This window comes from Rummeliibacillus sp. NPDC094406 (genome assembly GCF_044763875.1).
Lineage (GTDB): Bacteria > Bacillota > Bacilli > Bacillales_A > Planococcaceae > Rummeliibacillus.
On the sequence record NZ_JBIWGZ010000003.1, the window covers coordinates 441,619 to 454,770 of the forward strand.

General features: G+C 35.9%; 11 protein-coding genes. 1 reads left to right on the forward strand and 10 read right to left on the reverse strand.

The window, feature by feature from the left end; all coding sequences use genetic code 11:
- Positions 1–530: 530 nt before the first annotated feature.
- The 5 genes from ACIQ4I_RS10550 to zapA form a co-directional block, all read right to left on the reverse strand.
- Positions 531–944 (reverse strand): DUF350 domain-containing protein, encoded by a 414-nt coding sequence (locus ACIQ4I_RS10550; RefSeq protein ID WP_403095936.1) that lies wholly within the window; start codon positions 942–944, stop codon positions 531–533.
- 26 nt (positions 945–970) lie between these two features.
- Positions 971–3,337, reverse strand: a complete 2,367-nt coding sequence (locus ACIQ4I_RS10555) for an endonuclease MutS2 (protein WP_403095937.1) — start codon at positions 3,335–3,337, stop codon at positions 971–973.
- A 14-nt stretch (positions 3,338–3,351) separates the two neighbouring features.
- Entirely contained in the window at positions 3,352–5,055 is a 1,704-nt protein-coding gene (gene polX / locus ACIQ4I_RS10560) for a DNA polymerase/3'-5' exonuclease PolX (protein WP_403095938.1), read from the reverse strand.
- A 62-nt stretch (positions 5,056–5,117) separates the two neighbouring features.
- Positions 5,118–5,657, reverse strand: coding sequence for a CvpA family protein (locus ACIQ4I_RS10565; protein WP_403095939.1), 540 nt, complete (start codon positions 5,655–5,657; stop codon positions 5,118–5,120).
- Entirely contained in the window at positions 5,650–5,922 is a 273-nt protein-coding gene (zapA, locus tag ACIQ4I_RS10570) for a cell division protein ZapA (protein WP_403095940.1), read from the reverse strand. Before zapA ends, ACIQ4I_RS10565 begins: the two co-directional genes overlap by 8 nt.
- 88 nt (positions 5,923–6,010) lie before the next feature.
- Between zapA and rnhC the strand changes: the two genes are divergently transcribed.
- Positions 6,011–6,946: a ribonuclease HIII gene (gene rnhC, locus ACIQ4I_RS10575; RefSeq protein WP_403095941.1), complete on the forward strand. Its 936-nt coding sequence runs from the start codon at positions 6,011–6,013 to the stop codon at positions 6,944–6,946.
- 232 nt (positions 6,947–7,178) lie between these two features.
- Here the strand turns inward: rnhC and ACIQ4I_RS10580 are convergent, their stop codons facing one another.
- From ACIQ4I_RS10580 to ACIQ4I_RS10600, 5 genes are read right to left on the reverse strand one after another with little or no spacing between them, the layout of a single operon-like run.
- Positions 7,179–8,987, reverse strand: a complete 1,809-nt coding sequence (locus tag ACIQ4I_RS10580) for an oligopeptide ABC transporter substrate-binding protein (RefSeq protein WP_403095942.1) — start codon at positions 8,985–8,987, stop codon at positions 7,179–7,181.
- 16 nt (positions 8,988–9,003) lie between these two features.
- Positions 9,004–9,906, reverse strand: coding sequence for an ABC transporter permease (locus ACIQ4I_RS10585; protein ID WP_403095943.1), 903 nt, complete (start codon positions 9,904–9,906; stop codon positions 9,004–9,006).
- 35 nt (positions 9,907–9,941) lie between these two features.
- Positions 9,942–10,904 (reverse strand): oligopeptide ABC transporter permease, encoded by a 963-nt coding sequence (gene opp4B, locus ACIQ4I_RS10590; RefSeq protein ID WP_403095944.1) that lies wholly within the window; start codon positions 10,902–10,904, stop codon positions 9,942–9,944.
- A 1-nt stretch (position 10,905) separates the two neighbouring features.
- On the reverse strand, positions 10,906–11,853 hold the full coding sequence (locus ACIQ4I_RS10595) for an ABC transporter ATP-binding protein (RefSeq protein WP_403095945.1): 948 nt from the start codon (positions 11,851–11,853) through the stop codon (positions 10,906–10,908).
- On the reverse strand, positions 11,834–12,862 hold the full coding sequence (locus ACIQ4I_RS10600) for an ABC transporter ATP-binding protein (protein ID WP_403095946.1): 1,029 nt from the start codon (positions 12,860–12,862) through the stop codon (positions 11,834–11,836). Before ACIQ4I_RS10600 ends, ACIQ4I_RS10595 begins: the two co-directional genes overlap by 20 nt.
- Positions 12,863–13,152: the final 290 nt, after the last annotated feature.

Genomic DNA, 13,152 nt, shown 5'->3' on the forward strand with positions numbered 1-13,152 from the left:
TGAAAAAGTGTAGTAACACAAAAATTTATAATATATATATGCTATTGAATGAAGTGGAATTATCTCCGCTTTCCGTGGGCGAACTGACGAGCCTCCTCGTGCGCTTCGCTTCCTGCGGGGTCTCGTCTAGTCCGTTTTCCCACAGGAGTCTACGCTATTTCCACTTCAACTAAGATGGCTATACAAGATTTTCATCATAAAAATCTAACTTTTTTTACTTTTTGAGTTGCCTCAAAAGCGGCTCGGTCCTACCCAGGGAAAGCATCCTCCCGGAGTGGAAATCAACGGTCTTATTTATCTATGTCTATTGTAAAAGAAAAAACTGCAGTCATACTCAAAATTCATCGAGTTTGACTACAGCATGGGATTAGACATAAACCTAATCTTTAATCGTTATTCAGCTTCAGAATTAAACTGTTACTGCTTTTAATCTAATGCATCATTAAATATATAATGCCTGTTATGACGAAGAGACCACAAACAACCATCAACACTTTTGCTAAAGTTTCCATACTTACTCTCCTAAACTGCTAAGAAATACTTGCTCCTATTACAAATGATAGACCAACTGAAATCGTAAGGGAAATAAAACCCACGGATCTGTTATCCTTTTCAATTTCATGGTCTATATTAAATGTAGGTGTCAAAAATTCAAAGAGAATATAAGCAAAAATTAGTAATATAAATCCAAACAATCCCCATCCAATCATTTCGATTAGTGAATTATGACGTTCAATGGAATAGCGAAAAATATTACAAACCCCTAATATTTTACCGCCAGTTGCTAAGGAGACTGCGACATTGCCATTCTTTATTTCTTGCCAGTTTTTATATTTGGTAACAAGTTCAAATATTACCATGGCCATAACAAGACAAAGTACGACTACACTAAAGTAGCCTGTTGTTTCAACAATAGGATGATGCCAAAAGCTACTCAGCAACATACAATCTCCACCCCTTTATTCATTCTCTATTTTAAATCAACAACGGTCACGCCATATCCACCTTCACCAGCCTCGCCGAAGCGGTATGATTTTACGCGTTTATGACGTTTAAGTAGTGACTGAATACCTTGTCGGAGTGCACCTGTTCCTTTACCGTGAATAATGGATACTCGGTTATAGTTTGATAATAATGCGTCATCCAAGTATTTTTCGGTAAGAATCATTGCGTCTTCATAGCGTTCACCACGTAAATCTAATTCAAGTTTAACATATGAATCTCGATTACGTACGTTCCCTACCGAAACCGTCTCTTTTACTTTCTCAGGTTTTACATATTCTAAGTCTGATTCATCAAGTTTCATTTTCAAAATACCGATTTGAACAATCCATTCTTGGTCAGACACTTTTTCAAGCAATGTTCCTTTTTGACCATAGCTTAATACTTTGACTTCATCACCTTTTTGAAGGTTAACAGCGCGCGCATTTGCTTGACGTTGTTTTTTCAAAATGCGATTTTCAGCAGGAGCAGCTTCTTCGAGTCGTTTACGTGCTTCAATAATTTCATGTTCTTTTACAACTTTGTTTGCATTTAAACGCATTTTATGAAGCTCTTCAATGACTTCTTCGGCCTCTCTTTTTGCATCGTCAACAATTTTACGTGCTTTTTCTTTGGCCTTTTTCGCTAACTCGTCCTTGTTTTCTTCATAGTCTTTTAATTTTGCATCAAGCTCTGCTTGGAGTTTTTCTGCTTCTTCAAGAAGTTGATGTGAACGTTCTGCATCTGCTTCGGAATTACGACGACTTTCTTCAAGTGATGCAATCATTGATTCAACTTCATGACGATCTGTGCCAGTAAATGATTTTGCACTGTTAATAATATGTTCCGGTAAACCTAGGCGTGTAGAAATTTCAAAGGCATTACTACGTCCAGGAACACCAATTAATAATCGATAAGTTGGACTTAATGTTTCAACATCAAATTCAACACTTGCATTGACTACGCCTTGACGGTTATAGCCATATGCTTTTAGCTCAGGATAGTGGGTTGTCGCCATGACGCGAGCACCTCTGCCATGTACTTCATCTAAAATAGAGATGGCAAGCGCAGCACCTTCTTGAGGGTCTGTTCCAGCACCTAGCTCATCAAATAAGACAAGTGACTGTTCATCAAATTGTTGTAGGATATCTACAATATTCACCATATGACTAGAGAATGTACTTAAACTTTGTTCGATTGATTGCTCATCACCAATATCCGCAAATAGTTGCGTAAAGACTGAAAGTTCTGAGCCATCTAGAGCAGGTATTGGAATACCCGCTTGTGCCATTAAAGTACATAAGCCAACTGTCTTTAATGTGACTGTTTTACCACCTGTATTAGGACCAGTAATAACGATTGCTGTAATATCACGGCCAAATTCAATATCGTTTGCTACTGCTGTATCGATTGGTAATAGGGGGTGACGTGCTTTTCCTAAATTAATATAACCTTCATCATTCATTATTGGCATTGTACATTTATTGGCTTGACCATATTTTGCTTTTGCTAAAATAATATCAATTTCTCCTAGTAATTGAACTAGTGAAAATAGTGAATGTGCCACTTCTTGCACTAAAGCTGAAAGATGAAGCAATATTTTTTGGATTTCCACTTTTTCCTTTGCTCTTAAACGGTGAATTTCGTTATTCGCTTGTACTACAGCATCTGGTTCAATATACAGTGTTTGACCTGAAGCAGATTGATCATGCACGATACCACCGTAATGACCACGGTATTCTTGTTTTACCGGAATAACAAAACGATCGTTACGAATCGTAATAATAGAATCTGATAGCATTTTGGAAGCATTGCTACCACGTGTTAGACTTGCTAACTTTTCACGTACACGCCCTTCTTGTGCTCGAAGTTGTTGACGGATTGAACGCAATTCAGAACTTGCTGAATCCATTACACTTGCATTTTCATCGATACAAGAATTGATTTCATGTTGTAGTCCCGTTAAAACTGGGATGTCATTTTTCTTTTGGATAAAGTGAGGAATTTGAATATCACCCTCTGCTTCAATATCCTCGATGAATTCTCGGAATATTCGGCTAGCACGAATCGTACTTGAAATTTCCATCAATTCTTGTGGACTAAGCATGCCGCCAATTTGCGCGCGTTTTGCATGTGGGCGAATATCGAAAATTCCTCCCAATGGCACATTTGCTTTAATTCGAAGAATCGATAGACCTTCATCCATCTCATCTAATAATGCTTTTACTTTTTCTAAATCTGTTTCAGGAACTAATTTATCAATTGCTGCTGTTCCAATTGAACACGTGCAATAAGTTGCTACTTGTGCTCGTACTTTATCAAACTCTAGTGTTTTTAGTGCGCGTCCTGCAATCACTAAAAAAACACCTCCTATTTTTTCTCTATATACTTCACGAAGTCTTCTAGCGACCATGTGTTAACTATGTTTTCTTTTTTCAACCATGCTTTTTGAGCATACTTTGTGCCAATATCCATAAAACGAAGCTGTTCGATGGCGTGTGCATCTGTATTAATTGCAATAGGAACACCTGCTTTGGCAGTCATTTCCAAATGTTCTACACAAAGATCAAGTCGGTAAGGATTAGCATTTAACTCTAAAATTTTACCATATTCTTGCGCCCATGCAATAAGTTGAGCTATATCAGGATTATACCCATCTCTTTGACCAATAACACGACCTGTTGGATGTGCAATCATATCAACATGCGGATTTTTTATCGCATTATGTAGTCGTTCCATAATTTTCTCTTGTGGTTGTGAAAAACTAGAGTGAATAGATGCTATAACAAAGTCTAGCTCTGCCATTACGTCATCTTCAAAATCAAGTGAACCATCCGGTAAAATATCCATCTCAGTTCCTGCTAACAAACGGAAGTTAGGGTGCTGTTCGTTAAAAGCCCAAATTTCTTTGCGTTGTTCTACTAATCGTTCTGGAGTAAGTCCATTAGCTACTTTTAAATATTGAGAGTGATCAGTAATTACTGCATATTGATAGCCTTTAGATATTAATGCCTCACCCATTTCATGAACTGCATGCGCTCCATCAGACCATGTTGTATGCATATGCAAATCTGATTTGATATCACTTAGTTGCACGAGCTTTGGAATTTCATCTAAACGATCAAATTCATGTGTACCTGCTCTTACAGTAGGTGGGATAAAGGGCAAATCAAAATGAGCAAAGAATTCTTTTTCGGAGTTAAATGTTAATACAGAACCATCTGTTTGCTCTACTCCATATTCACTAATTTTCTCGCCACGCTCTTTTGCAATTTGTCGCATCCGTACGTTATGTTCTTTCGACCCAGTGAAATGATGAAGTGCTGTTGCATATTCATCAAGTGTGACTATACGAAAATCAACATTTACATCATCTGTTTGTAAGGTAACAGAAACTTTGGTATCTCCAGCTGCAATAATTTCTTTGACTATTAATTTTGATAGTAAAGCTTCTTTTACAGCCTCTGGGTTATTTGTTGCAATGATAAAATCAACGTCCTTACTTTGCTCTTTTACACGTCTAAAGCTTCCTGCAACAGATGATTGTTCAATTTCCGGTATTTCTTGCAATGTATTTTCAATGTCAGCTACCACTTCTTCTAATAGCCATTCAGGGTGAAACTCAGCTCTCTTTCCAAAACTCTCAAGTTCTTTTAAAATTTTTTCTTCAGTTTTCTTACCAAAACCAGGAAGAGTTGATACCTTTCCTTCTTCGCACGCTTTTTTTAAACTTTCAGCTGAATCTACACCAAGTTCTTGATAGAGCTTAGCGATTTTTTTACCACCCAATCCAGGTAATTTTAACAATATCGGTAGCCCTTTTGGAACTTCTTCCTCCAGTTGTATGAGTACTTCTGATCGACCATTTTCCAATAAGTCGTGGATGACAGCGGCTGTTCCTTTGCCGATTCCTTTGATAGTTGTAATATCTTCAATTTCACTCATGCTTCTCGTATCTGCCTCTAATGCGGCGGCAGCTTTACGAAATGCTGATATTTTAAAAGGGTTAACGCCTTGAAGTTCTAAATAGATTGCAATTTTCTCAAGCGTTTGAATAATTGTCTTTTTATTCATCGTATTTTCCTCCTTATCGACAAAAGACTTCCCTCTAAAGAGAGAAGTCTAGTTCTACTTATTTATTTCATATAAACAAACCACAAATTTTGGAATGTTTTCGATATGATTGGCGTGTATTCAAGCATTAACTTTGTTAAGAATGATCCATCTATATACTTTTGGATACCTTCAATTGGAATTAGTGCCAATACATATAGCACGATGAAGATAAGCAAATATGCCTCAACAAATCCAAGAACTCCACCAAAAATACGATTTAAGCCACCTAGGATTGGAATATGTCTTAAAAAATCAAATAATGATGCCAATATTTGTATTGCAAATTTGACAACAAAGAATATTAACGCAAACGCTAATAATTGATAGAATGTTTGGCTTAAATCTAATTGCTCTACAGCAAATTTTAATGTAGTATTTTCATCAACGGAAGGATATGGAATCCAAAGAACCAATTTTTCCGCTAGCGGTTTATAATAGAGATAGGCTACAATTATTGAGACTAAAAAGCCAACCATTTGGATTAGCTGAACTACTAAGCCTCTTTTTACACCACTTACTAATCCAGCAAATAATAAAATAATTATGATTAAATCAACCATTCACTTCATCCTTTAAATTTTTCAATTCTGATTCTAGTATTTCTACTTGGTTTTTTAATTTCAAGTAATCGTTTACTGCATTGCAAGCAGTGAGGACGGCTAGCTTGGCACTGTCGAGGCTTGGATTTGCACGCTTAATCACACGCATTTGGTCGTCTACAGTTGCCGCTACAAATCGCATAAGTCCTGCTGATTCTGTCCCAACTATATTATAAGTTTGACCGAAGATTTCAACTGAAACCCGATTTTTTCGTTGCTCTGACAAAGCCTCAACCTCCTTTAAAGTCCTATTTCTTATGATAACATGAAGTGTTTAAGTTGTGAATTATTTAAGAAGAAAGGAATTATAAAATATGTCTAATATTGTAATTAAACTAACCCCAAAGGTTCAAAAAGATGTTATGAACTACTATTCTCAAAATATCGTAGAACGCAAAGCACCTGGTGTTATTTTTGCCGCAAAACTTGCTGACTGTGTGATCACTATCTATTCATCTGGTAAAGTAATGTTCCAAGGTGGCGGATGTGAACGCGAAGCCAAACAGTGGAAAACTCAAGCAGAAGATACGCCTAATATGACGTTATCAAAAGGAGATACGTTGCCTAAAAACCTATCCTCTTTATCTGTAATTGGCTCTGATGAAACAGGAACGGGCGATTATTTTGGCCCTATTACAGTTGCAGCCGTCTATGTACCACAAGACAAAATTGAATTGGTGAAAGAGTTAGGTGTCAAGGATTCTAAAATGTTATCTGATGACTATATGCTAAAAATCGCATCTGACCTTAAAGCTACTCTTCCTCATTGTGTGCTGACATTGCATAATGAAAAGTATAATCTTGTACAAGCTGCTGGTGCTTCTCAGGGTAAAATGAAAGCACAACTTCACAATCAAGCAATTGGCCGACTTTTAGAAAAGATTGCACCTGAAAAGCCGGAATATGTTCTAATTGATCAATTTGCTGAAAGAAAAACTTACTATAATTATCTTAAAAATGAAAAAGAAATCGTTACAGAAAGCGTGCTATTTGCTACAAAAGCAGAACAAATCCACGTAGCTGTAGCCGCTGCTTCTATTTTAGCTCGATGTGCCTTTTTAACGGAAATGGACAAACTAAGTAAACTAATCGGTGTCACACTACCGAAAGGTGCAAGTCATAAGGTAGATGAAATAGCTGCCCAAATTTTACTTGCTCAAGGCGAAGACGCTCTTCACAGCGTAACTAAATGGCATTTTGCTAATACACAAAAAGCTTCTCACATTGCTTCTAAAAAGAGATTTAGATAGTATTTAATCTTTTTCGAATTATTCTTTGTTACTCTCAATTAGTATATCCAACTATTATTGCAAAAATATAACCATAATATTATTTTTCAAAGAAATATTTACATGATTTTGACACTGTATAGCCATAGTTTCATAAAGTAATTATTAAAAAAATGCCAATGGGAATTAACCTGTTCCCCATTGGCATTTTTAATTTGTAGTTTTTAAATCATTTAATCTTCGTAAGATTAAATTATTTGCTTGATTTTACTGGTTCATCAGCAGTTATTTCAACATTTTGAAGATTATCTATTGTATCTTTCAAATAATCAATACTCCAATTTTTCACACGTTTGTTAATTGGAATCAATTCAGTACGGAAGTACATTGGGATTACAGAAGCTTGTTCACTCATATAGTTTTGCCATTTAGCGAATGCTTCCGCACGGTGAGCAGGATCTAAAGATGCTTCGGAATCAATATCGTTTAACATTGATGTTAAGTCATCAGATACAAAGCGCGTATAGCTATATGATGCCTCTTTAGAGTAGATTCCCATTGGTGATGGGTTGGTACCTGTACCCCAAGCAGCCATATACATATCGATATCCTTATCATCAGCTTGAACTTTATCATAGAAGCTATTAAATTCAATTGTACGACCAGTTGTTAACTGAACATCTAAACCAACCTTTTTCCAGTTTTGAAGGTAGAATTGAACAATTTTTTCATCTTTATCAGATCCAGCCATTGCTGCAAGCTGAATTGTGAATTTTTTACCATTTGGATCTTCACGAAGACCGTCTTTATTTGTATCTTTGTAACCCGCTTCATCAAGTAATTTTTTTGCTTTCTCTGGATCATATTTGTACCCAGTTAAAGAATCATCATAGTAAGTTGCAAATACTGGTGGAATTAGTGAATTCGCACGAGTACGAAGGCCACCATAATATACTTCCCCTACTTCTTCAATATTCATAGCGTAAGCAACTGCTTGACGTAATTTAACATTATTCATTTTTGCATTTTCATTTGTTACGTTAACTTTCTCTTTTGTATCAAATTTACCCAGTTTGAAGCCAAGATAAGAGTATGCTAATTCTGGGCGTCCTAAGACATCGATGTTGTTAAGATCTTTAATAGAATCGTAATCATTAGATGGATAGTATGGTAATGCAACATCATACTTACCTGCTTTAAGTGCTGCTGCAATTGAAGTAGGTGGTACTACTTCTATAACTACCTTGTCTAGTTTTGGCTTGCCTTTCCAGTAATTTTCGTTTGCAACTAATTGAACAGACTCACCTTTAACGATTTTATCAAATTTGAAAGCACCAAGTGTAACTGGATTAGTACGAACTGCATCAGATTTAACTAAATCTTTTACAGGAATGTCTTTTAATTGATGTTTAGGTGCTGCATAGCCCCAAAGTCCATCACCACCAGAGTAGATTGCTGGTGAGATTTTTTTGAATGAAATTTCCATTGTGTAATCATCTACTTTTTTAATACCAGAAATATCTTTTGCTTTTCCTTTATGGTACTCAACTGCACCGACGATATTTTGTAAATCAGTATCATAACGAACCCCAGTATAGTCTTTATCCGCTATGATGTAGTATGGATAAATTACATCATCGATTGTTAAAGGTTTACCGTCAGACCATTTAACATCTTTTTTAATCGTAACTGTTGCTTTTTTAGCTTTTTCATCAACAGTTAATTTACCTAAACCTGTATCTGAAATTAGGAAATCTTCTTTTGTTTCAAAAAGGTTGTTTGTAGCGAACTTTAAGATTTCTGAATCATAAGTATCTTCATAAAGCTCCCATGAGAAAATCCCTTGGAACGGTGAACTTGTTTGTAAAGCTACTTTTAAAGTACCTCCTTTAATCGTGTCACCATCATTTTTTGCCTCATTTTTTAGTAAACTTGTGTCTACTTTTTCTTTTTCGCCTTTTTTTCCACCTTCTTTAGTATCTGAACCTGAGCCGCCACATGCAGCTAGCGCAAGTACTAATGCACAAACTAAAGAAAGTAAAAACCATTTCCTCTTCTTCATCCAATCTCCTCCTTTGTTATCCTAATCTTTGTTTTGCATCTGCTGAACGACGTAAAGCCTGCCCAACATAATTTATGCCTAACATCAATACCAATATTAATATTGATGCTGGTAACCATACCCACCACTTTTCAGATAATACCATTGGATTACTTGCATAACTTACAAGCGTACCTAAACTTGGTGTTGTAGGTGGTAATCCAAATCCAAGGAATGATAACCCTGTTTCAATTCCGACATTACCTGCAAAGTTTAAAGTCATTTCTACAATCAAAATTGAGCTTAAATTTGGTACAATGCCCTTAAACATTATGACAAAATCACTTGTCCCCATTGTCTTAGAAGCATTCACATAATCTCGTCTAGATTCAGACAAGGCTTTACTCCGGACAAGCCTTGCCGTCCCAACCCATAAGAATAAACTCATGATTAATATAAAAGTGATTACATTGTATTTCGGAATTATCGTTACGAAAACAATGATGATCATCAAAGTTGGTAATGTCATAAAGAAATCAATCACACGCATAAATATATTATCAATCATACCGCCATAGTAGCCGGTAATGATTCCAATTGCTATGCCAAGTATGCCAGTAATTATCGTGATGACTACAGCAATCGCAATAGAATTACGAGCACCGATGATTAGTTGTCCTAATACATCGCTTCCTCCTTGGTCAGCGCCAAGGAGAAAACCATTCGTACCTGGTTCAGCGAATTCATCTAATAAACTGATTTCCATTAATTTTTCTTGATCAATGAACGGTGCCCATATGAATACGCCCATTATTATGAGTAGTAATATGATTAGCGAAAACATCGCAATTTTATCTTTTTTAAATTCACGCCAGATGACCTTAAAACCGGTTGCAGGCGTACTTTCAAGTTCAATTGTTCTTTCCTGTATTTTTTGCATTTCAAGTCACCTCTCCTTAACAATTATTATGGTTTTTAATCTATTCGAATTCTTGGATCGACAATACTCATAATAATGTCGGATAATAGACTACCCAATAATGTTAAGAAGCCAAATAACAATACAAGTGTGGTGATAACACTATAGTCTCGAGCCGAAATCGCTTGTATGAATAATTGGCCCATACCTGGATAACCAAAGATTGTCTCAATGAATACCGACCCGCCAAGTAACCCAGTAATCGTGAAACCTAAGAATGCTGCGATTGGCAAAAGTGAATTTCGGAATATGTGACGAGAATATACCTTGCGCATTGGAATACCTTTACTCCGCGCAGTTTTTACATAATCCTGTGTCTTTGCATCAATGATTTCTGAGCGTAAGTATTGAATAACCCCTGTCGTACCAAGTAATGCATAAGTAATAGCTGGTAAAAGCAGATGATAAATCTTACTCCAGTAGTATCCGAAAGTTCCTGGATCGTATTTAACATCAACAGTCCCAGAGGTTGGGAACCAAGTAAATTGATATCCGAAAATAAATAAGAAAATTAATGATAATACGAATGTTGGAACTGCATAGCTAATAAAGCTATAAAGTACAACTGATTTATCAAGCAATGAGTTTTGATAGCGACCTGCCAAAACGCCTAGAGGAATAGCAATCAAATATACTAAGATGACACTTAGTAAAGATAACCATAATGTATTCAAACCGCGTTCACCAATGAGTGAGGCAACACTCACTTTAAATGAGTAGCTATCGCCAAAATCTCCATGGAAAGCATTTGAAATCCAATGCCAATACTGTACATACCACGGATCATAAAATCCTGACGCTTGTCGTAATTCTTCAATTCTGTTTGGGTCGGTTTCTGGTGTAATCAATCCAGTAAATGGATCTCCTGGCATGAATTTCGCCATGATAAATATAAGCATACTAAGTACGAATAGCTGTGGAATCATAACTAAAACACGTCTGACAATCGTCTTCCACATACTACATTCCCCCTTTCTCAGTTGCCATCATTGCAACACTATGCCTAGAGGAAACTTCTTTTAGTGGATATACTTTACCATTTTCATCGTAATATTTGTGCTGATCTTCGCGATAAGCAGTCTCAACTCTTTGTCGAATTTTTTTGCGTTCTATTCTGGTCTCTGGTTCAATATTTGGAATCGCAGATAATAAACGATTCGTATAAATATGACGAGGATCATGATAAATATCCTCTCTAGATCCAGTTTCAACAAAACGCCCTTTATACATTATGGAAATATGATCACACATATGTCGTACTACACCTAAATCATGTGAGATAAATAAGTAGCTAAGACCGTACTCTGTTTGAATATCCTTCATGAAGTTTAGCACTTGAGCTTGTACAGATAAGTCAAGGGCTGATACAGGTTCATCCGCAATAATCATCTTTGGATTACATGCAACAGCTCTTGCAATACCTAGACGTTGACGTTGACCACCTGAGAATTCATGTGGATACTTGTACATCGCTTCTTCTGACATACCGACAATTTCTAATAGTTCAATTATGCGTTTTCGCTCTTCCTGATCACTCATATTGGTAAAGTTACGAATAGGTTCAGCAATAATATCCATTACTCGTTTTCGTGGATTCATACTGGAAGAAGAATCTTGGAAAATCATTTGGATATCTCGGTTATAAGCACTATCTCGTTTTCGTCGTTGATTTGTTACATCTTCACCCTCATATATGATTTGACCAGAAGTAATTTTTTCTAAACCGATAATAGCTTTACCTGTGGTTGATTTACCAGAGCCTGATTCACCTACAAGTCCATATGTTTTACCCTTTTCAAATTCCATTGATACACCATCGACTGCGTACACATAATCAACAACTGAGTTAAAAAAACCTCCACGAATCGGATAGTGTACACATAGGTCTTTAATTTGCATAAAGCTCATTAGATGCACCCTCCTTTTCACCTTGAAAGTGGAAATGTTTCCAACAGGTACATCGAACAAAATGCCCCGGAGTAACTTCATGTAATTGTGGTTTTTCCTCATGTGCATCTTGAGAAATCCATGGAATACGAGCTGAAAAACGACAGCCAGTTCTAGGTAATTTCGTAAGAGATGGTACCATCCCATGAATTACTTCTAGACGCTCCGTCTCACCATTCGCTTGTGGAATAGAATTTAATAAAGAGCGTGTGTAAGGATGTTTTGGATTTTTGAATAACTCCTCAACTGGTGCTATTTCAATAATTTCTGCTGCATACATCACGGCTACACGATCCGCTACTTCTGCTACGACTCCTAAGTCATGCGTTATTAAAATAATACCTGCAGATGTTTCATCTTGTAATTCTTTAAGTAAATCTAATATTTGCGCTTGAATCGTAACATCAAGTGCGGTTGTTGGTTCATCTGCAATCATTATCTTTGGTTTACATGCTATTGCAATAGCAATCATTACACGCTGACGCATACCACCTGATAGCTGGTGTGGGAATTGTTTTGCCACTAGTTCTGGTTTAGCAATACCTACTTGATTTAATAGTTCTAATACACGTTCTTTGCGTTGTTTTTCATTCAATTTTGTATGATAAACTAATGTCTCTTCAATTTGATCACCGATTCTCATTAATGGATTTAATGCAGAAAGTGGATCTTGGAAGATGAAACCAATATCATTTCCTCGGATATTATTTAACTCATCTTCTTTAAAATTTACAATATTACGTCCGTTATATAAAATTTCACCTGTAACCTTTGTGTTTCCTGGAGGGTGTAACCCAACTATCGAAGTTGCCAACGTGCTTTTTCCACATCCAGATTCCCCCACAATTGCAAGTACTTCATTTTCTTTTAATGTTAGTGATACATCTTCCACTGCGTCATAATAACGATCTTTAATCCTGAAACTAGTATGTAGATTATTAATGTTCAGTATATTATCAGATGCTTTCATATGTATGCTCCTTCCTAAACAAAATTGAAAATTTAGAATTTTTTGTTTAATATTCTGTGAGTCGTCACGCAGTCTGCAAATACAAGATATTTCGAGTCTCTAAAATTATTATTTTTACCAATATAACATAATTTACAAAATTGTCTATATTTTTTAACAAAATCTTTACAATTTTATTTACTTTCTAAATATATTAGTATTTTTTGTGAAGTCTGACAACTCTTTTTGATATTATAGCATATCGATATAATATAACAAACAATTAATTACTCATGTTTAATAAATTACTA

What these genes read in the sequence shown, in the direction of transcription:
- opp4B (WP_403095944.1), bottom strand. Translation starts at nt 10,904, where the DNA reads ATGTGGAAGACGATTGTCAGACGTGTTTTAGTTATGATTCCACAGCTA.
- ACIQ4I_RS10595 (WP_403095945.1), bottom strand. Translation starts at nt 11,853, where the DNA reads ATGAGCTTTATGCAAATTAAAGACCTATGTGTACACTATCCGATTCGT.
- ACIQ4I_RS10600 (WP_403095946.1), bottom strand. Translation starts at nt 12,862, where the DNA reads ATGAAAGCATCTGATAATATACTGAACATTAATAATCTACATACTAGT.
- polX (WP_403095938.1), bottom strand. Translation starts at nt 5,055, where the DNA reads ATGAATAAAAAGACAATTATTCAAACGCTTGAGAAAATTGCAATCTAT.
- rnhC (WP_403095941.1), top strand. Translation starts at nt 6,011, where the DNA reads ATGTCTAATATTGTAATTAAACTAACCCCAAAGGTTCAAAAAGATGTT.
- ACIQ4I_RS10580 (WP_403095942.1), bottom strand. Translation starts at nt 8,987, where the DNA reads ATGAAGAAGAGGAAATGGTTTTTACTTTCTTTAGTTTGTGCATTAGTA.
- ACIQ4I_RS10585 (WP_403095943.1), bottom strand. Translation starts at nt 9,906, where the DNA reads ATGCAAAAAATACAGGAAAGAACAATTGAACTTGAAAGTACGCCTGCA.
- ACIQ4I_RS10565 (WP_403095939.1), bottom strand. Translation starts at nt 5,657, where the DNA reads ATGGTTGATTTAATCATAATTATTTTATTATTTGCTGGATTAGTAAGT.
- ACIQ4I_RS10550 (WP_403095936.1), bottom strand. Translation starts at nt 944, where the DNA reads ATGTTGCTGAGTAGCTTTTGGCATCATCCTATTGTTGAAACAACAGGC.